We start from the raw sequence: 19,155 nt of genomic DNA on the forward strand, positions 1-19,155 counted from the left end.
GATCCCGGTCGTTCCGGCGCGCGCGACGGCGTGCGACCGGCGCTGATTGCTCCAGTTGCTTACGCCAATGTCAATAGAAGAATGGAAAGGCCGGTGCGCGGCGGTGGATCAGCCCGCGGCGAGCGCCTGAAGCGCGGGACGCATCGGCGCGAGATCATAGCCCGCGCCCGCCGCCTTGGCGATCAGCGCGTCGGCATCGGCGCCGCGGATCGCCTGTCCCAGCGCCCAGAGCGTGCACGAGCGCGTTCCCGAACGGCAAAAGGCGAGCACCGGCCCCGGCGCCGATTCGACCGCGGCGGCCATCGCCTCCGCCAGCTCGCGGGTGAACTGCCCCGGCGTTACCGGCAGCGCGACATAGCCGAGCCCCGCCGCCTCGGCCGCGGCGCGGATCCCCGCCCCGTCGGGCTGGCCGGGTTCCTCGTCCTCGGGCCGGTTGTTGATGATCGTCGTGAAGCCCGCCCCGGCCAGCGCCGCCAGCGCTTCGGGCGCGATCTGGGGAGCAACCGAAATCGTTTCGTCGATGGTGCGGATCATGACGCCTCGCGGATCACCTGAAGGAATTCGGCACCATAGGCCTCGAGCTTGCGCGCGCCAACGCCCGAAAGCTCGCCCAGCGCCGAGAGCGTGGCGGGGCGGACGAGCGCCATGTCGCGCAGCACCGAATCGTGGAAGATGACATAGGGCGGCACGCCGGTTTCCTGCGCGATCTCGCGCCGCTTGGCCCGGAGCGCCTCGAACAGCGGATTGCCGACCGGGTTGACGCCCGCCGCGCGAGCCCGCTTGCCGCGCCGCGGGCGGGCGGGCGGCAGCACCAGCGACAGCGGCTCCGCGCCCTTGAGCAGCGCGCGCGCCTCCGGCCCCAGTTCGAGCCCGCCATGCGCGTTGGTGCGCAACGCGTCGCGCACGAGCAGCGCGCGCGTGACGGGGCGCAGCAGCGCCGCCTCGTCGCCCGTCACGATACCGAATACCGACAGCGCATCGTGCCCGTTCTGGCGGCTGCGGTCGCTCGACTGGCCGGTGAGCACGCTTTCGATATAGCCCGCGCCGAACATCTGGCCGGTGCGATAGACGGCCGACAGGAATTTCTGGGCCGTGACGGTGGCGTCGACCGCCGCGGGCGGGTGCAGGCAGTTGTCGCAATTGCCGCAGCGTTCGGGCGCATCCTCGCCGAAATGCCGGAGCAGCAGCCGGCGCCGGCAGCCGCCGGTTTCGACGAGCGCGCCGAGTGCGGCGAGCCGGGCGCGCTCGCCCGACTGGCGCGCGGGTTCGACCTCGCCGATGCGCTGGCGCGCGCGGGCGAAATCCTCGGCGCCCCAGAACAGGTGCGCGACCGCGGGATCGCCGTCGCGTCCGGCGCGGCCGGTTTCCTGATAATAGCCCTCGATCGACTTGGGCAGCGCGGCGTGCGCGACGAAGCGGACATCGGGCTTGTCGATCCCCATGCCGAACGCGACGGTGGCGACGACGACCATGTCCTCCGACGCGACGAACGCGGCCTGGTTGCGCCGCCGCACCTCGGCATCGAGCCCGGCATGATAGGGGAGCACCGGCCGTCCCGACGACGCCGCGAGCCGTTCGGCCAGCTTTTCGACGCCCATCCGCGTCGGCGCATAGACGATCCCGGGGCCGGGATGTTCGGCGACGAGATCGAGGATCTGGCGCGTGGGATTGTCGCGCGGCGTGATCGTGTAGCGGATATTGGGCCGGTCGAACCCGGCGACGATCAGCCCGTCGGCGGGGATGCCGAGCTGATCGAGGATGTCGGCGCGGGTATGCGCGTCGGCGGTGGCGGTGAGCGCGAGCCGCGGCACCTGGCCGAAATGATCGAGCAGCGGCCGCAGCAGCCGGTAATCGGGCCGGAAATCATGCCCCCATTCGGACACGCAATGCGCCTCGTCGATCGCGAACAGGCTGATGGGCGCGGCTTCGAGCAGCCGCCGGAACCCCTCGCCCGAGGCGCGTTCGGGCGCGATGTAGAGCAGGTCGAGCGCGCCCGCGCGGAAGCGCGCGATCGTTTCCTCGCGATTGTCGTCGACCGAGGTGAGCGTCGCGGCGCGGATCCCCACCGCCTCGGCCGCGCGGAGCTGGTCGTGCATCAGCGCAATGAGCGGCGAGACGACGATGCACGTCCCCGGCAGCGCGAGCGACGGCACCTGGTAGCACAGCGACTTGCCCGCGCCCGTCGGCATCACCGCAAGCGTGTTGCGCCCGGCCAGCACCCGGTCGACGACCTGGCGCTGGACGCCGCGAAAATCGGCAAAGCCAAAAGTCTTGCGAAGAATGTCGCGGGGATCGATCACGGCGCCTCTATCCGCGCCGCGCCGCCGCTCCGCAACCCCCGCCGGGCGCCGCGGGGCAAACCATCCACAGCCTTGCGCCATCGCGGTCTTGCCCCCGGCCCGATCCGTCCCCAAAAGCAGCCGCGATGACCGTCAGCGTGGAAATGGGAAGGGACTCGGCCGGCAACCCCGTGTCGATGGACCTTGAGGAGTTGCTTGCGACCCGACTGCTCGTCCAGGGCAATTCGGGATCGGGCAAGTCGCACCTGCTGCGGCGGCTGCTCGAGCAATCGGCGGGCCAGGTCCAGCAGGTGGTGATCGACCCCGAGGGCGATTTCGTCACGCTGGGCGACAAATACGGCCATATCGCGATCGAGGCGGCCGAGCACAGCGAGCGCGACGTCGCGCGGTTTGCGACGCGAATCCGCGAGCATCGCGCATCGGTGGTGCTGAGCCTGGAAGGGCTGGAGGCCGAGGGGCAGATGCGCTGTGCCGCGACCTTCCTCAACGCGCTGTTCGATGCCCCGCGCGAGCATTGGTATCCCGCGCTGGTGGTGGTGGACGAGGCGCAGCTGTTCGCGCCGTCGGGCGGGGGCGAGGTGGCCGAGGAGGTGCGCCGCGCCTCGCTGTCGGCGATGACCAACCTGATGTGCCGCGGGCGCAAGCGCGGGCTGGCGGGCGTGATCGCGACGCAGCGGCTGGCCAAGCTGGCCAAGAATGTCGCGGCCGAGGCGTCGAACTTCCTGATGGGGCGCACCTTTCTGGACATCGACATGCAGCGCGCCGCCGACCTGCTGGGGATGGAGCGGCGCCAGGCCGAGGCGATCCGCGACCTGCAGCGCGGCACCTTCCTGGCGCTGGGGCCGGCGGTGGCGCGGCGACCGGTGGCGATCCGCATCGGCGCGGTCATCACCTCGGCGCGCAGTTCGAGCCCCAAGCTGACGCCGCTGCCCGAGGCGCCGAGCGAGGAGATCAAGGACCTGCTGCTCGCGCCCGCCGAGCCGAGCTGGCAGCCGCCGGTGCCGCCCGCCCCGACGGTGGCGCCCGCCGCCGCATCCGAGCGGATGATCGAGGCGCTGGCGCGATCGGCCGCGCAGCCGCAGGTCGACGCGCCGCCCGAGATCGACCCCGAAGAGGCCGAGGCGCGCGTGACCGAGGTGCTGCGCGCGATCACCGAGGATGCCGATTCGGCGTATCGGCCGCCGTCGGTGCTGTACCAGGACTTTCTGGTGCGGTGCCGGATGGTGGGCCTTGCGCGCCCCGCGCTCGACCTGTCGGGCTTTGTCCGGCGGCTGTCGGCGGCGCGCGCCGGCATCCACGGCAACCCCGACGCCGACTGGGCCGAGGCGCTGGAGGCGGCGCGCGCGCTGCCCGACGACATGCTCGGGCCGTTCCTGCTGATCGCCCGCGCCGCGCGCGAGGGGCTGCCCTGCCCCAGCGACATGGAGATCGCCGCGACCTATGGCACCAGCTCGCTGGGCCGCGCGCGGCGGCTGGTCGCCTATATCGAAAGCCGCGACCTGATCGTCACGCGCATCGACCTGGCGGGCAAGCGGTCGATCACCATACCCCGGCTCGGCTGGACGACCGAACCCGCCGACGCGAACTGAGCCGTCGCGTCAGAGCTGCGCGAGCAGCCATTCGGCGGTGCGATCGGGGTGCGCCACGGGAAGCATGTGCCCGCCGTCGACCAGCGCGAGCGTCGCATTGGGGAGCGTGGCCGCGGTGCGTTCGCCATGCACCGCGGCGTCGAGCACGGCGTCGTCGCGGCCGAACAGGATGGAAACCGGAAGCGTCATGCCCGGATAGCGCGGCGCGAGCGCGGCCATTTCGGCGCGCGCGGTCGACAGTTCGAACGACCCGGCGAGATAGCTGCGCGGACGGATCGCGAGCGCGCCGCCGCCGCGGATCGCGAAATCATCGGGCACCGGATCGGGCGCGAAAATCTCGGCGGCGACGCGCCGGCTGTTCGCCATCCCCGCCGGGACCGCCACCGTCCAGGCGAGCAGCGGGCGCAGCAGCGACGGCGCCATCAGCCCGGCAAAGGCGGGCGGCGGCCGGTCGACCGGCTGGGTGAGCGGCGCGATGAGCGCGAGCCCGCGCACCAGTTCGGGATGCTCGGCCGCGAGCGCGAGCGCGATCGCGCCGCCGAGCGAATGGCCGACAAGCAGCGGCCGGTCGAGCTTGAGCGCGGCGATCAGTTCGGCCAGGATCTCCGCCTGGCGCGCGATGCCGGGGCGCGGCCCGTCGACCGACGACCAGCCCCAGCCGGGGCGATCGACCAGGATGACGCGCGCATGCGCCGACAGGCGTTCGGCGAGCGCATAGGTGAAGTTGCGCAACTGCCCCATCAGCCCGTGGACGAGCACGATCGTCGGCACGCCCTCTTCGCGCGCGCCGAGATCGACATAGTGGATCCGTGCGCCGGGCAGGTCGATGCAGCCGCCGTCGGCGGGCACGCGCTCTTCGGCCGCACGCGCGACAAAGGCGGACCAGCCGGCCAGGCCGATGCCCAGCGCCCCCACCATACCGATCGGAACAAGCAAAACCATAGGAACCGCTTCCCTCGTGCTCTTCCCGGACTATGATTGCCCGAGCCCGCGGGCATAACCAGCCCGGCGACGAAAAGGTGCCCGATGAACAACGTCCGCGATAATGTCGAAAAGCTGCGCTACGAACTGGTCGTCGACGATATGCTGGCGATCGCACAATATACGCTCGATCGCGGCATCCTGACGTTCACCCACACGGTGATGCCAAAGGCGCTGCAAGGCAAGGGGGTCGGCAGCCGGCTGATCGCCTCTGCCGTCAAGGATGCGCGCGCGCGCCGGCTGAAGGTCGTGGTGCGGTGCCCGTTCGTGAAGGCGTGGTTCGCCAAGCATCCCGAGGCACAGGACCTGTTGCAGCACTGACCGCCGGCCGGGCGGCGACGCCCGCCATGGCGCGACGCCGGCGGCCGCGGATCATTGCGCGGCGACGCCGTCCCCGTCCTCGCGCTCCTGCGCCTGGCGCGCCCACATCTCGGCATAGAGGCCGCCGCGCCGCAGCAGTTCGGCGTGCGTTCCCTGTTCGGCGACGCGCCCGCTTTCGAGCACGACGATGCGATCGGCATGGACGATCGTCGACAGCCGGTGCGCGATGACGATCGTCGTGCGCCCCTGTTCGATCGCCTGGAGCGTCGCCTGGATGTCGGCCTCGGTCCGGCTGTCGAGCGCGCTGGTGGCTTCGTCGAGGATCAGGATCGGCGGGTTCTTGACGAGCGTTCGCGCGATCGCGACGCGCTGTTTCTCGCCCCCCGACAGCTTGAGCCCGCGTTCGCCGACGCGCGTCTCCATGCCGTCGGGCAGCGACTGGATGAAGCCCGCGATCGCGGCACCGCGCGCGGCGGCGGCGACCTCCTCGGGCGTCGCGCCCTCGCGGCCATAGGCGATGTTGTAGCCGATCGTATCGTTGAACAGCACCGTGTCCTGGGGGACGATGCCGATCGCGGCGCGCAGGCTGGCCTGCTGGACCGCGGCGATGTCCTGCCCGTCGATCGTGATGCGGCCCGCGCTGGTATCGTAGAAGCGGTAGAGCAGCCGCGCGAGCGTCGACTTGCCCGCGCCCGACGGCCCGACGACGGCGACGGTGGCGCCGGCGGGAATGTCGATGTCGATGCCCTTGAGGATCGGGCGCGCGGGATCATAGGCGAAGACGACGTTTTCGAGCCGGATATGCCCTTCGCGCACCGCGAGCGCCGGGGCCCCCGGACGATCGGTGACTTCGGCGGGGGTGTCGATCAGGTCGAACATCGCCGCCATGTCGATCAGCCCCTGGCGGATCGTGCGATAGACCATGCCGAGCAGGTCGAGCGGGCGGAAAAGCTGCGAGAGCAGCGTCGAGACGAGCACGACGTCGCCGGGACGGAAGCGCCCGTCGGCCCAGCCGAACACCACCAGCGCCATCCCCGCCGCGAGCATCGCGTTGGTGATCGCCGCCTGGCCGATATTGAGCCAGGCCAGCGAGTTCTCCGACGCGACGGCGGCGTTCATATAGGCCGTCATGCCGCGGTCATAGCGTTCGGATTCGCGGCGTTCGGCGTTGAAATACTTGACCGTTTCGAAGTTGAGCAGCGAGTCGACCGCGTGCGCGACCGCGCCGGTATCGAGATCGTTCATCCGCTCGCGCAGCTTGGCGCGCCAGTCGGTCACCCAGCGCGTGAACGCGATGTAGACGACGACCATCGCGACGGTGCCGCCGACCAGCCACACGCCGTAGCGCGTCCAGAAGATGCCGAGCACGAGCGCGAGTTCGAGTACGGTCGGCGCGATGTTGAACAGCAGGAAATAGAGCATCGTGTCGATGCTCTTGGTGCCGCGTTCGACGACCTTGGTGATCGCGCCGGTGCGCCGTTCGAGGTGGAAGCGCAAGGACAGCTGGTGGAGATGGCGAAACACGTCGGAGGCGAGTCGCCGCGTCGCATCCTGGCCGACGCGTTCGAACACCGCGTTGCGCAGATTGTCGAAGAGCACCGAGCCGAAACGGGCGGCGGCATAGCCCGCCACCAGCGCGACGACGAGCCACACCGCGTCGCGGCTGCCCAGCGCCATCCGGTTGACCGCGCCTTCGAGCGCGAAGGGCGCGCCATAGACCTGGACGAGCTTCGACGCGACGACGAGCGCCATCGCGACGACGATTCGCAGGCGCAACCCCGGCGCGTTGCGCGGCCAGAGATAGGGGAGGAAGCGCCGAACGGTCGCGATCCAGGGACGTTCGGTGGCGGACGGGGACGTTTCGGGAGGCATTGGGTGCTGATCTGGGGAACGCGCCGACGGCTTGCAAGCCGCGGTCAGCGCGGGCGCGTCCACAGCGCCGGGTCGCGCGGGACCGCGGCATAGCGGCGCGCACGCCCGGCGGCCTGGCCGAAGGCGCGCAGCATCCAGCCGAGCTTGGCCGCGCCCGAGGTCGCGACGCGGCGATCCCAGGCGTGCGGGCCACGCGCGGCGACGGTGCGCGCGATGTCGCCATAGATGCCCGCCGCGGCGAGCACCGCCCAGGCCGAGCGGAAGCCGAGCGCGGGGGTGCCGCCGCGCGCGCTCGCCTCATAGGCGGCGGCGCGATCGGCCAGCCGCGCCCCGATCGTCGCGAGCGCGGCGCGATCGGCGAGCGGATCGGCGGCGGTGAGCCCGGCATCGGCCAGCCATTGCGCGGGCAGGTAGCAGCGCCCGGCAGCGGCATCCTCGCCGATGTCGCGCGCGATGTTGGCGAGCTGGAAAGCGAGGCCGAGGTCGCACGCACGATCGAGCACGGCATCGTCGTCGGGCGCGACGCCCATCACCACCGCCATCATGCAGCCGACCGCGCCGGCGACATGATAGCAATAGCGCATCAGATCGGCCTCGGTCGCGGGGCGCCAGCCCGCGGCGTCGAGCGCGAAGCCGTCGATCAGATCCCAGGCGAGCCGCGCGGGCATCGCCGTTTCGGCGACGACGAGCCGCAGCGCGTCGAAGGCCGGATCGCCCACCCATTCGCCCGCGAGCGCCGCAGCGGTGCGCGACCGGATCAGCGCCAGCCGTTCGGCGGCATCGTCGACCGCGTGCATGCCGTGGCCCATATCCTGCCCGTCGGCGAGATCGTCGCACGCGCGGCACCAGGCATAGAGCAGCCAGGCGCGTTCGCGCACCGGCCGCGCAAACAGCCGGCTGGCCGCCGCGAAGCTTTTCGAGCCGCGCGCGATCCGTTCGGCCGCGGTCGCGACCAGCGCGTCGCGGCTGGGCGTCAAAGCTGTTCGCGCCGCATCTGGACGATCGTGGTGATCGGCTGGTGCGCCGCCATCTGCGCGAGCAGGCCGTCGACGTCGCTGTCGACGATCAGCAGGTCGCGATGCTGCGGCCGGACGAAGCCGACGGTCGCCATGTGGTGCCAGAAATCGACGAGCTGGTCGTAATAGCCCGCGACGTTGAGCAGCCCGACCGGATCGGTGTGGTAGCCGAGCTGTGCCCAGCTGAGCGCTTCCCACAGCTCGTCCATCGTGCCGGTGCCGCCGGGCAGGTTGATGAAGCCGTCGGCAAGCTCGGTGAAGCGCGCCTTGCGCTCGTGCATCGTCTCGACCACCTCGAGCCGGGTGAGACCGCGATGCGCGACCTCGGCATTGACGAGCAGCGTCGGGATCACGCCGATCACCTCGCCCCCCGCGTCGAGCGCAGCATCGGCGACCGCGCCCATCAGCCCGAGCCGGCCGCCGCCATAGACGAGCCCGATCCCGCGCTCCGCCAGCGCCCGCCCGACCGCACGCGCCGCATCGATGTAAACCGGGTCCGACGGCGTGGCCGAGCCGCAATAGACCGCAATCCGCTTCATTCGTTCCATTCCCCTGCCCGGCGGGCGGGAAATCCGCACGCCTTCACTTGGCGTCATCCAGCATCAGCCCCGCGGTCGCCTTGGCGCTGCCGACGACTCCGGGGATGCCGGCGCCGGGATGCGTCCCCGCGCCGACGAAATAAAGGTTCTGAATCGCGTCGTCGCGATTGTGGACGCGGAACCACGCGCTCTGCGTCAGGATCGGTTCGAGGCTGAAGGCCGAGCCGAGATGCGCGTTGAGATCGCCGACGAAATCGGTCGGCATGTACGAGAAGCGCGTGACGATCCGATCGTGAAGGTCGGGGATCAGTCGCCGCGCGACCTCGTCGAGGATGCGCTGTTCGAGCACCGGCCCGACCTGGTCCCAGTCGGCGGGGAACTTGCCGAGATGCGGCACCGGCGCGAGCGCATAGAAGGTCGAATGGCCTTCGGGCGCCATCGACGGATCGGTCGCGGTGGGGTGGTGGAGATAGAGAGAGAAATCCTCGGACAGCACGCCGTGGTCGTAAATGTCCTCGAGCAGCCCGCGATAGCGCGGGCCGAACAGGATCGAATGGTGCGGCACGTTGGGGAAGGTGCCGCGCACGCCGAAATGGACGACGAACAGCGAGGGCGAGAAGCGTTTCTTTTCAAGCCGCGCCGCGCTGCGCTGGGCACTGCGCGAACCGCCGAGCAGGTGGCGATAGGTGTGGACGATGTCGGCATTGCTCGCCAGCGCATCGACCGGCATCGAAAAGCCGCTGGCGGTGGTGACGCCGGTGACGCGCTCGCCCAGCGTTTCGATCGCGGTGACCGGATCGCCGAGCCGGATCACCCCGCCCAGCCGTTCGAACAGCCGCACCATCCCCGCAACGAGCCGGTTGGTGCCGCCCATCGCGAACCAGACGCCGCCGTCGCGTTCAAGCTTGTGGATCAGCGCATAGATCGCGCTGGTCGCCATCGGATTGCCGCCGACGAGCAGCGTGTGGAAGCTGAGCGCCTCGCGCAGCTTTTCGTTCTGAACGAAGCTGGAGACGATCGAATAGACCGAACGCCACGCCTGATACTTCATCAGCGACGGCGCGGCGCGCAGCATCGACTGGAAGTCGAGGAAGGCGACGTGGCCGAGCTTTTCGTAACCCTCGTGATAGACGCCCGCCGAATAGTCGAGGAAGCGGCGATAGCCGGCGAGGTCGTGCGGGTTGAGCCGGGCGATCTCGTTCGCGAGCACCGCCTCGTCATTGGTATAGTCGAACTGGGTGCCGTCGGGCCAGGACAGGCGGTAGAAGGGCGAGACGGGCACCAGCTCGACATCGTCGGCCATGCGGTGTCCCGACAGCCGCCAGAGCTCATCGAGCGCCTCGGGCGCGGTGATGACGGTGGGGCCGGCATCGAAGGTGAAGCCGTCGCGTTCCCAGAAATAGCCGCGCCCGCCGGGCTTGTCGCGCGCCTCGAGGATCGTCGTGTCGATCCCCGCCGATTGCAGGCGGATGGCGAGCGCCAGCCCGCCGAACCCCGCCCCGATGACTGCGACGCGTTTCATGCCCCATCCCCCATCAATGCCCGGACCGCGCGACCGATCGGCACGGGCGGCCGGCCGCTCAAGACCCGCACGCGATCGGATAGCGTGCTGCGCGCCGCATAGAAGCGGGCAATTAGGTCAGGGTCGAGGCGGTAGAAGCGTTCGAGCACGCGATAGCGCGCGGCAGGTTCGGCAGCGCGGAACAGCATCCGCGCCAGCATCCGGTAGAAGCCGCGGCGGCGCCACGTGGCGCGCGCATGGCGATGGAGAAGGTCGTGGAGCGCCGCACCCGAGAAATCGCCGCCGTCGGCGACCAGCGCGGCGGTGCGCACGGCGTCGGGCAGCGAATAGCTGGTGAGCGGGTGGAACAGCCCGGCCGCGACCCCCGCCTTGGCGATCCCCGCGCCGCCCGCGCGCCAATAGGCGTCGAAATCGCCGCCCATCACCACCGGCAGCGCGCCCGCCTCCTCGCGCACGATGCGACCGCCGCGCCAGCCTTGCTGATCGGCATAGGCCGCGATCCGCGCGCCGAGCAGGTCGACGTCGATCTCGGGCGTGTCGCTGTAATAGGTATCCTCGACGAACAGCCGCGACGGCGTGAAGGGGAGCGCATAGACGAACCGATAGCCGTCGGCCTGATCGACCGTCGCATCCATCACGATCGGGCGCGGCAGCGGCTGGGGCATGTCGAACGCCAGTTCGCGGCCCATGAATTTCTGCCAGCCGAGCTCGAGCACGTCGAGCGCGCCCGCGCCGCGGCAGTCGATCACCCCGTTCGCCTCGACCAGCCCGCCGTCGGCGAGCACCACCGCGGTCGGCGTGACGTCGACCACGTCATGACCGGTCATCCGCGCGGCATCGGGAAGCGTCGCGGCGAGCACGCGGTCGAAATGATCCGATTCGATCGCGTAATAGGTCGCGCGCAGCGTGCGGGCGTGCGCCGGGAAGGCGACGTCGTAGCGCGGCCAGCCGAAATTGACGAAGGGCGCGACGATCCAGCGATGTTCGGGCGCGATGTCGGTGACGAAGAACGACCAGAGATGGTTGCCGCCCAGCCGCGCTCCCCGCTCGACGATGCGCACGTCGAGCGTCGGATGGCGGACCTTGAGCGCATGCGCGATCAGCCCGCCGGCCAGGCCGCCGCCGACGATGGCGACGTCACAACTGATCGTTCCCGTCATCATCGCGACCTAGCCCAACCCCCGGCCGCGTTCCACCCCCAAGGGCTTGGACAAGCCACGCCCGATCGGATTAAACAGCGCGCGTGCCGATGACCGCCGCCCTGATGCTTTCCGCGCTTGCGATGACGCTGATCGTCGGCGTGCGCTATCTGATCACCTCGGGCGCGTTCGCGCTGGCGACGCGGGCGCGCCATCCGGGACTGTACCGCGGGCTCGACCGCCAGATCCGCCGCGAGATCGGCTGGAGCCTGCTGAGCGCGGCGATCTTCGGCATTCCCGCCGGGCTGGTCGCCTATGCCTGGCAGCATTGGGGCTGGACGCGCATCTATGCCGATGTGAACGCCTGGCCGCTCTGGTACCTGCCGGTATCGGTGCTGATCTACCTGTTCGCGCATGACAGCTGGTTTTACTGGACGCACCGCTGGATGCACATTCCGCGCGTGTTTCGCGTCGCGCATGCGGTCCACCATGCCAGCCGCCCGCCGACCGCCTGGGCGGCGATGAGCTTTCATCCGGTCGAGGCGCTGACGGGCGCGGTGGTGATCCCGGCGCTGGTGTTCGTCGTCCCGATCCATGTCGGCGCGCTGGGAACGGTGCTGGCTATCATGACGGTGATGGGTGTAACCAACCACATGGGGTGGGAGGTTTTTCCCCGGTTCGTCACGCACGGCCCGCTGGGCGGATGGCTGATCACGGCCAGCCACCATCAGCGGCACCACGATCGTTATGGATGCAATTATGGGCTTTATTTCCGCTTCTGGGATCGGTTGTGCGGGACGGACGGCGGGCTCGGCGATTTTGCGCATCGCCGCCGCCGCGGGGTGCCTGGCGACGCTTCCGGGCGCGACGCTCGTCTCGACGCTTGAGATCGACGTGGTCGGACTGCGTTCGACCAAGGGCCTGTTGCAGCTCTGCCTGACGAGCGACCCGCACAGCTTTCCCGATTGCCGCAAGGGCGGCAACGGCGTGCGACGGAGCGTGCCGGCAACCAATTCGCGCATCCGCCTCGACGGGCTGCCGGTGGGCACCTATGCCGCGGCGATCATCCACGACGCCAACGGCAACGCCAAGCTCGACACCACGCTGGGCATCCCGCGCGAGGGTTTCGGCTTTTCGCGCAACCCGACGATCGGCTTCGGCCCGCCGCGCTTCGATGCGGCGCGGTTCGCGCTGGGCACCGATGCCCAAGTGCAACAGGTGCGGATGCGTTACATCCTGTGACGCATCGCAGCGGCGATGGGGGGAGCCATTTGCACGGCGCAGCGTTCCGCGCCCGTAACCTCGTTGTTCGGAGTTCCCAAGTGAAGCCAATCCTTTGCCTTGCGGCGGCCATGACCTGCCTTGCCGCCTCCCCCGCATTTGCCCAGCAGGACCGCCAGTCGGCGCAGATCGACCCCGCCGAACTCAACCGCGACACGGTGACAGTGGCGCTGGGCGCCGCGGTCGCCCCGCGATACGAGGGCAGCAAGGACTATCGCGTCGTGCCGGGCGCGATCGTGCGCGGGCGCGTTTCGGGCATCAACTTTTCGACCGAGGGGCTGCGGCTTTATGCCGACGTCATCGCCGACAAGGGCGCCGGCCCCGGCTGGGACCTGATGCTCGGCCCCGTCGCCGGGCTCAACCTGACGCGAACGGGCAATCCGGGCGACCGCCGCGTCGACGCGCTGGGCCGGCGCAAGGCCGCGCTCGAGGTCGGCGGCTATGCCGGGATCGGCAGGACGGGCGTGATCACCAGCGATTACGACCGGCTGTCGTTCAGCGTGACCTATGTCACCGACGTCACCGGCATCCACAACAGCGACCTGATCTCGCCCGAGATCAACTACAGCACGCCGCTGAGCCGTTCGGCCTATGTCGGGCTGTCGCTTTCGGCCGAGCGCGTGGGCCAGGGCTATGCCGACACCTATTTCTCGGTGACGCCCGCGGGTGCGGCGGCGAGCGGCCTGCCCGCCTATCGCGCGCGCAAGGGGTGGAAGAGCTGGTCGCTGGCCGGCTTTGCCGCCAAGTCGCTGACGGGCGACCTGACGCACGGCCTGGCCGTGGTGGCGGGCGGCGGGTACAAGCGCATGCTCAACGACTTTGCCGAAACGCCGATCGTCAGCGTCGCCGGATCGCGCAACCAATGGTTCGGCGCGCTGGGTCTGGCCTATACTTTCTGATCCGAGGCGCTAGAGTCGCCGCTATCCCCGGGGGACCGCTGACGCGCGGTTGAGAGGGGGGCTGCAGCCCCCGACCCGCTGAACCTGATCCGGTTGATACCGGCGGAGGGAGGGAAGCGGCTTTCGATCCGGGAACCGTGCACCCCTCGCCCTCCGACACGAGAGGAGTGCGCGTTGATGGCCGACATCCCTGCCAAATCCGAAATCGGCGTGACCACCGGCCCCATCCGGGGTTCACGCAAGATCCATGTCGGCCCGCACCGCGTGGCGATGCGCGAGATCGCGCTCGAGCCGACGAGCGGCGAGCCGCCGGTGCGCGTCTATGACACGTCGGGCCCCTATACCGATCCCGACGCGCGGATCGACATCATGGCGGGCCTGCCCAAGCTGCGCGACGCGTGGATCCGGGCGCGCGGCGATGTCGAGGACGTGCCCGCCCGCGCGGTCCGCCCCGAGGACAACGGCCAGCTCGGCCCCGACCGTTCCGGCGGCGTGCGCCCCTTCCCCAATGTCGTCGCGCGGCCGCTGCGTGCGCGCGCGGGGATGAACGTCACCCAGATGCACTATGCGCGGCGCGGCATCGTGACGCCCGAGATGGAATATGTGGCGACGCGCGAGAATCTGGGCCGCGAGCGGTTGCGGGACCTGGTCCGCGACGGGCAGGATTTCGGCGCCGCGATTCCCGATTACGTGACGCCCGAATTCGTCCGCGACGAGATCGCGCGCGGCCGGGCGATCATCCCGAACAACATCAACCACCCCGAAAGCGAGCCGATGGCGATCGGCCGCAACTTCCTGGTCAAGATCAACGCCAATATCGGCAATTCGGCGGTGGCGAGCGACGTCGCGGCCGAGGTCGACAAGATGGTGTGGGCGATCCGCTGGGGCGCCGACACGGTGATGGACCTTTCCACCGGGCGCAACATCCACGACACGCGCGAATGGATCCTGCGCAATTCGCCGGTGCCGATCGGCACGGTGCCGATCTATCAGGCGCTGGAGAAGGTGGGCGGCATCGCCGAGGACCTGACCTGGGACATCTTCCGCGACACGCTGATCGAGCAGGCCGAGCAGGGCGTCGACTATTTCACCATCCATGCCGGCGTGCGGCTGCCCTTCATCCCGATGACGGCGAAGCGCGTCACGGGAATCGTCAGCCGCGGCGGCTCGATCATGGCGAAATGGTGCCTGGCGCACCATCAGGAGAGCTTCCTCTATACGCGGTTCGAAGAGATCTGCGAGATCATGAAGGCGTACGACATCGCCTTCAGCCTGGGCGACGGTTTGCGGCCCGGATCGATCGCCGACGCCAATGACGAGGCGCAGTTCGCCGAGCTCAAGACGCTGGGCGAGCTGACGCAGATCGCGTGGCGCCACGACTGCCAGGTGATGATCGAGGGCCCCGGCCATGTGCCGATGCACAAGATCAAGGCGAACATGGACAAGCAGCTCGAAGCGTGCGGCGAGGCGCCCTTCTACACGCTCGGGCCGCTGACGACCGACATCGCGCCGGGATACGACCATATCACCAGCGCGATCGGCGCGGCGATGATCGGCTGGTTCGGGACGGCGATGCTCTGCTACGTCACGCCGAAGGAGCATCTGGGGCTGCCCGACCGCGACGACGTGAAGGTGGGCGTGGTGACGTACAAGCTCGCGGCGCACGCGGCCGACCTGGCCAAGGGGCACCCGGCGGCGAAGGTGCGCGACGACGCGCTGAGCCGCGCGCGGTTCGAGTTCCGCTGGCGCGACCAGTTCAACCTGTCGCTCGATCCCGACACGGCGGAGCAGTATCACGACCAGACGCTGCCGGCGGAGGGCGCCAAGACCGCGCATTTCTGTTCGATGTGCGGCCCCAAATTCTGCTCGATGAAGATCACGCAGGAAGTGCGCGACTTTGCCGCAAAGCAGAACCAGCCGGCGGACGGCTTCCTGGCGGCGGCGCCGGTCGACGCGGCGACGGCAGAGGCCGGCATGGCCGAGATGCGCGAACGTTTCCGCGAGACCGGCGGCGCGCTCTATGTGCCGAGCGAGGGCTGAACGGCCGAAACGACGACAGCCGATTTGGCGTGGGGGCCGGCGACCGCGGGGTTGCCGGCCCCTTTTTTTGCCGGCGCCGCGCCGGAAACGGACGGGCCGAGGCACCCCAAAAAACCGCCGGTCGTTACGGCACCAAAGCGATCGTGGTGCGTTGATCGGGCGATGGCCCGAATCCGCGCCCATGCCTGCGCCGCGATGCGCATCGACACGCCCACGCGTCCGCCTGCGCGGATGCGGAGCGTCGCGGGCGCCGTGTGGCTGTTCGTGCTGGCGCTGCTGATCGGCGCGGTCGCGCCGCTGGGGCCGCCCGAAACGCTGGTCCACGGCGCGGCCTTCAACCCGGCCACGACCAGCGTTGCGATCGCGGCGAAGCGTGGCGAACAGGCCAGCGCCGCCGATTGGCATCAGGGGCCCGAGCGCGTGCGGCATGACGGCAGCGCGGGCGGTTCCGCGGCGCTGACCGCGACGGTGGCAGCGGCGGTGGCCCCCGTCCTCGCGCGGGCGTCGGTCGACTTTGCCGCAACCATTGCCCCCGCCGCACGGCCTGCGCCGCGCGGCACGCGACACGCACGCGCGCCGCCCCGCACTGCATCGGCCTGAGGCGCCGCCCAGCGCCTCTCCCCCTTTCGAACTTCGTCTTCGTGGCCGCTGCGGCGGCAGAGGAGGATGGATGCGAAACAAACGAGGCAAACGGCCGCCCTGGTGGTTCGCCGTTGCCGTGTGGAGCGGCATCGCCGGCGCGGCAGCGCTGATGGCGGCCGCGATCGGCACGGCGCAACCCTGACCCCCGACCCGGCACCGTTCGCGCAGCGCGCGGCCGGTGCCGGACGCCCCCCGCCCCAATCCTGGAGGATCGATGCCGCATCATGCGCCCCTGATCGCCACCATCGTTGCCGGACTTGTCGTCGCCTTCCTCTTCGGCGCGATCGCCCACCGGCTCAAGGTCTCGCCCATTGCCGGCTATCTGCTCGCCGGCGTCGCGGTGGGACCGTTCACCCCCGGCTTCGTCGCCCATTCGGGACTTGCCAACGAACTCGCCGAGATCGGCGTGATCCTGCTGATGTTCGGCGTGGGACTGCACTTCTCGCTGCGCGAGCTGCTGTCGGTCCGGCGGATCGCGGTGCCGGGCGCGGTGGCACAGATCGCCGCCGCCACCGGGATGGGCATCGGCCTCGCCCTGCTCGCCGGGTGGGGGCTGGAGGCGGGAATCGTGTTTGGCCTGTCGCTGTCGGTTGCGAGCACGGTGGTGCTGCTGCGCGCGTTGCAGGGGCACGACATCGTCCAGACCGAGCGCGGACGGATCGCCGTCGGCTGGCTGATCGTCGAGGATCTCGCGATGGTGGTGGCGCTGGTGTTGCTGCCCGTGCTGGGCGAGGTAATGCGCGACGGCGGCGGCTCGCTGCTGCAACCGCTGCTTTCGACCTTCCTCAAGGTTGCCGGCTTCGTCGCGCTGATGCTCGTCGTCGGTCGCCGGGTGATCCCGTGGACGCTGCAATGGGTGGTGGGTACGGGTTCGCGCGAGCTGTTCCGGCTGGCGGTGCTCGCGATCGCGCTGGGCGTCGCGTTCGGTGCTGCGCTGGCGTTCGACGTGTCGTTCGCGCTGGGGGCGTTCTTTGCGGGGATGATCCTGGGCGAGACCTCGCTCAGCCGGCGGGCGACCGAGGAGACGCTGCCGCTGCGCGACGCCTTTGCGGTGCTGTTCTTCGTCTCGGTGGGGATGTTGTTCAATCCGTCGGTGCTCGTCGAGCAGCCGCTGGTGCTGCTCGCGGCGGTGGCGATCATCCTGGTCGGCAAGTCGCTCGCCGCCTATGCCATCGTCCGGCTGTTCGGCTATTCGAACCAGACCGGGCTGACCGTGGCGGTAAGCCTTGCCCAGATCGGCGAGTTCTCGTTCATCCTTGCGGGGCTCGGCACCGATCTGGGGCTGATGCCCGCGGCGGCGCGCGACGTGGTGCTGGCGGCGGCCATGCTGTCGATCTTCGCCAATCCGTTCCTGTTCGCGTGGATCGCCGGACGCCACGAGCCAGCGGCCCCGGCCGCGCGGCCGATCACGCCGGTGGCGCTGCCGCCGGGTCATGTGATCCTGGTCGGCTATGGCCGGGTGGGAAAGATGATCGCCGCGGATCTGCAGCGGCTCGGCAAGCCTTTCGCGCTGATCGAGGATCAGGGGGACATGGCCGAAGCGGCGCGCGGCCAGGGGATTGCGGTGGTCGAGGGCAATGCGCTCGAGGCGCGCACGCTGATCGCCGCCGGCGTGGCGCAGGCAGGCAAGCTGCTGATCGCGATTCCGGCGGGGTTCGAGGGCGGCGCGATCCTGAAACATGCGCGGTTGCTCGCGCCGGACGTGCCGGTGGTCGTCCGCGCCCATTCGGCCGACGAGGTGGCGCACCTGAAGACGCTGGGCGCCGACGAGGTGGTGATGGGCGAACGCGAGACAGCGAACCGGATGATCGCGCTGGCGCGGGCGATGCAGGGCGCCGCGGGGCCCGCCGGGTCCGCGAGCGCGGCCTGATATCGGCACGCCGGGCGGTCGCCGATCGCGACCGTCCGGGGGCTGATGCGCTAGCCGCACACGGAAGCGGACCGGGACGGGGCGGCGCCGGATCAGACCTCCAGCGGACGGGTGGGGCGGATATTGGGGTAGATGCGCTCGACCGGCGGGGCGCCCGGCTCGCCGGCCTTCTTCCAGCCATAGGCGTTGACCGGCTGCGAGCGGTTCACCCACAAGGTGTAATGGAGGTGGTCGGCCCGCGGATCGGCGGTGTTGGGGTGCAGCAGGATCGTCAGCCCCAGGCTGTTCAACTGGAGCCACGGGACCAGCACCGGCAACAGATCGTTGGTGAAGCCGAAATAGAAGGACGGCGTCACATGCGGTCCGCGCGGCGTGAGGTTCCAGTTGCCCAGCTCCACCGGAAAACGTTCGACCACCCATTGGCGCAGGCGCGCCGCCTTGGGGTAGTTGTCCTCATCGAAATAGATATGGGCGTGATAGCTTTTGACCGCCGTATAGGGGCGCGGATGTTCCGGCAGGCCGTCGCCGCCTTCGGGGCGGATGCTCGGCGGGCGCGTCGTCGGCTCGAGCGCGGTCTTGTCACCCCATGGGCTCGTGCCGATGTCGCGCGGCGGAATGACCGGTCGGAAGTTCGGATCGCCCAGCGGCGCCGGCGCAACGGCCTGGGCATGGGCCGCGGCTGCGTCCAGCCCGGTCGCGGCAATCCCGGCAGCGGCAAGCGCGGAGCCGGAGATCAGCGCGCGGCGGGTCGGCGCCACGAGATCCGCCCAGGCCTGATCCTCGGCGGTGTTCGGAACGATCGCTTCGATGTGCATGCTTGCCGTGCCTCCAGCATTGCGGCGCCGGGCGGGCGTCGCGTCGAACCGGAATATTCCCATCGCGGCGATCGGATTTTAAACCAACAAAATGGCGGCGCGCTGCAAGCAGGGCTTTTGCACGGGGGCCGCCGCGGCCGGCCATGGATGCGTGTGGGTCGGGCAATAAAAAACCGCCTCAGGGCGTCCTGAAGCGGTTTGTGATGTGTGTGTGCTTGGTTGCGGGGGCAGGATTTGAACCTGCGGCCTTCAGGTTATGAGCCTGACGAGCTACCGGGCTGCTCCACCCCGCGCCGAGCGGTGTTGTGAATGGGTTTTTGTTTTGCACA

At 69.8% G+C, this 19,155-nt stretch carries 17 protein-coding genes, 1 tRNA gene and 1 riboswitch; of the genes, 8 read left to right on the top strand and 10 right to left on the bottom strand.

Annotated features, from left to right (window positions below; all coding sequences use genetic code 11):
- Window positions 1-108: 108 nt before the first annotated feature.
- The gene (locus tag ACT3CF_RS13175) at window positions 109-534 is read right to left on the bottom strand and encodes a TIGR01244 family sulfur transferase (protein ID WP_478423446.1); all 426 of its coding nucleotides are present in this window, start codon (window positions 532-534) and stop codon (window positions 109-111) included.
- Window positions 531-2,300 carry a DNA helicase RecQ gene (recQ, locus tag ACT3CF_RS13180; RefSeq protein WP_478423448.1) on the bottom strand — a complete coding sequence of 590 codons (1,770 nt, stop codon included), beginning with the start codon at window positions 2,298-2,300 and terminating at the stop codon, window positions 531-533. Before recQ ends, ACT3CF_RS13175 begins: the two co-directional genes overlap by 4 nt.
- A 125-nt stretch (window positions 2,301-2,425) precedes the next feature.
- Here recQ and ACT3CF_RS13185 point away from each other — a divergent pair, with 125 nt between their 5' ends.
- Window positions 2,426-3,889 (top strand): ATP-binding protein, encoded by a 1,464-nt coding sequence (locus ACT3CF_RS13185; protein WP_478423450.1) that lies wholly within the window; start codon window positions 2,426-2,428, stop codon window positions 3,887-3,889.
- Between the two features lie 9 nt (window positions 3,890-3,898).
- On the opposite strand, the gene ACT3CF_RS13190 is transcribed toward ACT3CF_RS13185, so the two are convergent.
- The gene (locus ACT3CF_RS13190) at window positions 3,899-4,831 is read right to left on the bottom strand and encodes an alpha/beta fold hydrolase (protein WP_478423452.1); all 933 of its coding nucleotides are present in this window, start codon (window positions 4,829-4,831) and stop codon (window positions 3,899-3,901) included.
- An 84-nt stretch (window positions 4,832-4,915) separates the two neighbouring features.
- Here ACT3CF_RS13190 and ACT3CF_RS13195 point away from each other — a divergent pair, with 84 nt between their 5' ends.
- A complete protein-coding gene (locus ACT3CF_RS13195; protein ID WP_478423454.1) occupies window positions 4,916-5,191 on the top strand; it encodes a GNAT family N-acetyltransferase in 276 nt (91 codons plus the stop codon).
- Between the two features lie 51 nt (window positions 5,192-5,242).
- Here ACT3CF_RS13195 and ACT3CF_RS13200 read toward each other — a convergent pair whose 3' ends face one another.
- The 5 genes from ACT3CF_RS13200 to crtY are packed head-to-tail and all read right to left on the bottom strand — an operon-like array spanning window position 5,243 to window position 11,300.
- Window positions 5,243-7,063, bottom strand: coding sequence for an ABCB family ABC transporter ATP-binding protein/permease (locus ACT3CF_RS13200; protein WP_478423455.1), 1,821 nt, complete (start codon window positions 7,061-7,063; stop codon window positions 5,243-5,245).
- Window positions 7,064-7,107: 44 nt separating this feature from the next.
- Window positions 7,108-8,040, bottom strand: a complete 933-nt coding sequence (locus ACT3CF_RS13205) for a phytoene/squalene synthase family protein (RefSeq protein WP_478423457.1) — start codon at window positions 8,038-8,040, stop codon at window positions 7,108-7,110.
- Entirely contained in the window at window positions 8,037-8,618 is a 582-nt protein-coding gene (locus ACT3CF_RS13210) for an LOG family protein (protein WP_478423459.1), read from the bottom strand. Before ACT3CF_RS13210 ends, ACT3CF_RS13205 begins: the two co-directional genes overlap by 4 nt.
- 43 nt (window positions 8,619-8,661) lie before the next feature.
- Entirely contained in the window at window positions 8,662-10,140 is a 1,479-nt protein-coding gene (locus ACT3CF_RS13215) for a phytoene desaturase (protein WP_478423460.1), read from the bottom strand.
- On the bottom strand, window positions 10,137-11,300 hold the full coding sequence (gene crtY, locus ACT3CF_RS13220; RefSeq protein WP_478423462.1) for a lycopene beta-cyclase CrtY: 1,164 nt from the start codon (window positions 11,298-11,300) through the stop codon (window positions 10,137-10,139). The genes ACT3CF_RS13215 and crtY overlap by 4 nt, the downstream gene beginning before the upstream one ends.
- 89 nt (window positions 11,301-11,389) lie before the next feature.
- Between crtY and ACT3CF_RS13225 the strand changes: the two genes are divergently transcribed.
- From ACT3CF_RS13225 to ACT3CF_RS13250, 6 genes are all read left to right on the top strand, one after another.
- A complete protein-coding gene (locus tag ACT3CF_RS13225) occupies window positions 11,390-12,166 on the top strand; it encodes a sterol desaturase family protein (RefSeq protein ID WP_478423464.1) in 777 nt (258 codons plus the stop codon).
- Between the two features lie 7 nt (window positions 12,167-12,173).
- Window positions 12,174-12,521, top strand: coding sequence for a DUF2141 domain-containing protein (locus ACT3CF_RS13230; protein WP_478423466.1), 348 nt, complete (start codon window positions 12,174-12,176; stop codon window positions 12,519-12,521).
- 80 nt (window positions 12,522-12,601) lie between these two features.
- A complete protein-coding gene (locus tag ACT3CF_RS13235) occupies window positions 12,602-13,459 on the top strand; it encodes a MipA/OmpV family protein (RefSeq protein WP_478423467.1) in 858 nt (285 codons plus the stop codon).
- Window positions 13,460-13,477: 18 nt separating this feature from the next.
- A riboswitch (TPP riboswitch) is annotated at window positions 13,478-13,587 on the top strand.
- Between the two features lie 49 nt (window positions 13,588-13,636).
- Window positions 13,637-15,499: a phosphomethylpyrimidine synthase ThiC gene (thiC, locus tag ACT3CF_RS13240; protein ID WP_478423469.1), complete on the top strand. Its 1,863-nt coding sequence runs from the start codon at window positions 13,637-13,639 to the stop codon at window positions 15,497-15,499.
- 162 nt (window positions 15,500-15,661) lie between these two features.
- A complete protein-coding gene (locus ACT3CF_RS13245; RefSeq protein ID WP_478423471.1) occupies window positions 15,662-16,099 on the top strand; it encodes a hypothetical protein in 438 nt (145 codons plus the stop codon).
- 256 nt (window positions 16,100-16,355) lie between these two features.
- Entirely contained in the window at window positions 16,356-18,011 is a 1,656-nt protein-coding gene (locus ACT3CF_RS13250) for a cation:proton antiporter domain-containing protein (RefSeq protein ID WP_478423473.1), read from the top strand.
- Window positions 18,012-18,103: 92 nt separating this feature from the next.
- Here ACT3CF_RS13250 and ACT3CF_RS13255 read toward each other — a convergent pair whose 3' ends face one another.
- On the bottom strand, window positions 18,104-18,826 hold the full coding sequence (locus ACT3CF_RS13255; protein ID WP_478423475.1) for a DOPA 4,5-dioxygenase family protein: 723 nt from the start codon (window positions 18,824-18,826) through the stop codon (window positions 18,104-18,106).
- A 216-nt stretch (window positions 18,827-19,042) separates the two neighbouring features.
- A tRNA-Met gene (locus ACT3CF_RS13260) sits at window positions 19,043-19,119 on the bottom strand.
- Window positions 19,120-19,155 lie beyond the last annotated feature (36 nt).

The sequence above is a fragment of the Sphingomonas chlorellae genome (assembly GCF_056485145.1).

What these genes read in the sequence shown, in the direction of transcription:
- ACT3CF_RS13175 (WP_478423446.1), bottom strand. Translation starts at nt 534, where the DNA reads ATGATCCGCACCATCGACGAAACGATTTCGGTTGCTCCCCAGATCGCG.
- ACT3CF_RS13185 (WP_478423450.1), top strand. Translation starts at nt 2,426, where the DNA reads ATGACCGTCAGCGTGGAAATGGGAAGGGACTCGGCCGGCAACCCCGTG.
- ACT3CF_RS13190 (WP_478423452.1), bottom strand. Translation starts at nt 4,831, where the DNA reads ATGGTTTTGCTTGTTCCGATCGGTATGGTGGGGGCGCTGGGCATCGGC.
- ACT3CF_RS13195 (WP_478423454.1), top strand. Translation starts at nt 4,916, where the DNA reads ATGAACAACGTCCGCGATAATGTCGAAAAGCTGCGCTACGAACTGGTC.
- ACT3CF_RS13200 (WP_478423455.1), bottom strand. Translation starts at nt 7,063, where the DNA reads ATGCCTCCCGAAACGTCCCCGTCCGCCACCGAACGTCCCTGGATCGCG.
- ACT3CF_RS13210 (WP_478423459.1), bottom strand. Translation starts at nt 8,618, where the DNA reads ATGAAGCGGATTGCGGTCTATTGCGGCTCGGCCACGCCGTCGGACCCG.
- ACT3CF_RS13215 (WP_478423460.1), bottom strand. Translation starts at nt 10,140, where the DNA reads ATGAAACGCGTCGCAGTCATCGGGGCGGGGTTCGGCGGGCTGGCGCTC.
- crtY (WP_478423462.1), bottom strand. Translation starts at nt 11,300, where the DNA reads ATGACGGGAACGATCAGTTGTGACGTCGCCATCGTCGGCGGCGGCCTG.
- ACT3CF_RS13225 (WP_478423464.1), top strand. Translation starts at nt 11,390, where the DNA reads ATGACCGCCGCCCTGATGCTTTCCGCGCTTGCGATGACGCTGATCGTC.
- thiC (WP_478423469.1), top strand. Translation starts at nt 13,637, where the DNA reads ATGGCCGACATCCCTGCCAAATCCGAAATCGGCGTGACCACCGGCCCC.
- ACT3CF_RS13245 (WP_478423471.1), top strand. Translation starts at nt 15,662, where the DNA reads ATGGCCCGAATCCGCGCCCATGCCTGCGCCGCGATGCGCATCGACACG.
- ACT3CF_RS13250 (WP_478423473.1), top strand. Translation starts at nt 16,356, where the DNA reads ATGCCGCATCATGCGCCCCTGATCGCCACCATCGTTGCCGGACTTGTC.
- ACT3CF_RS13255 (WP_478423475.1), bottom strand. Translation starts at nt 18,826, where the DNA reads ATGCACATCGAAGCGATCGTTCCGAACACCGCCGAGGATCAGGCCTGG.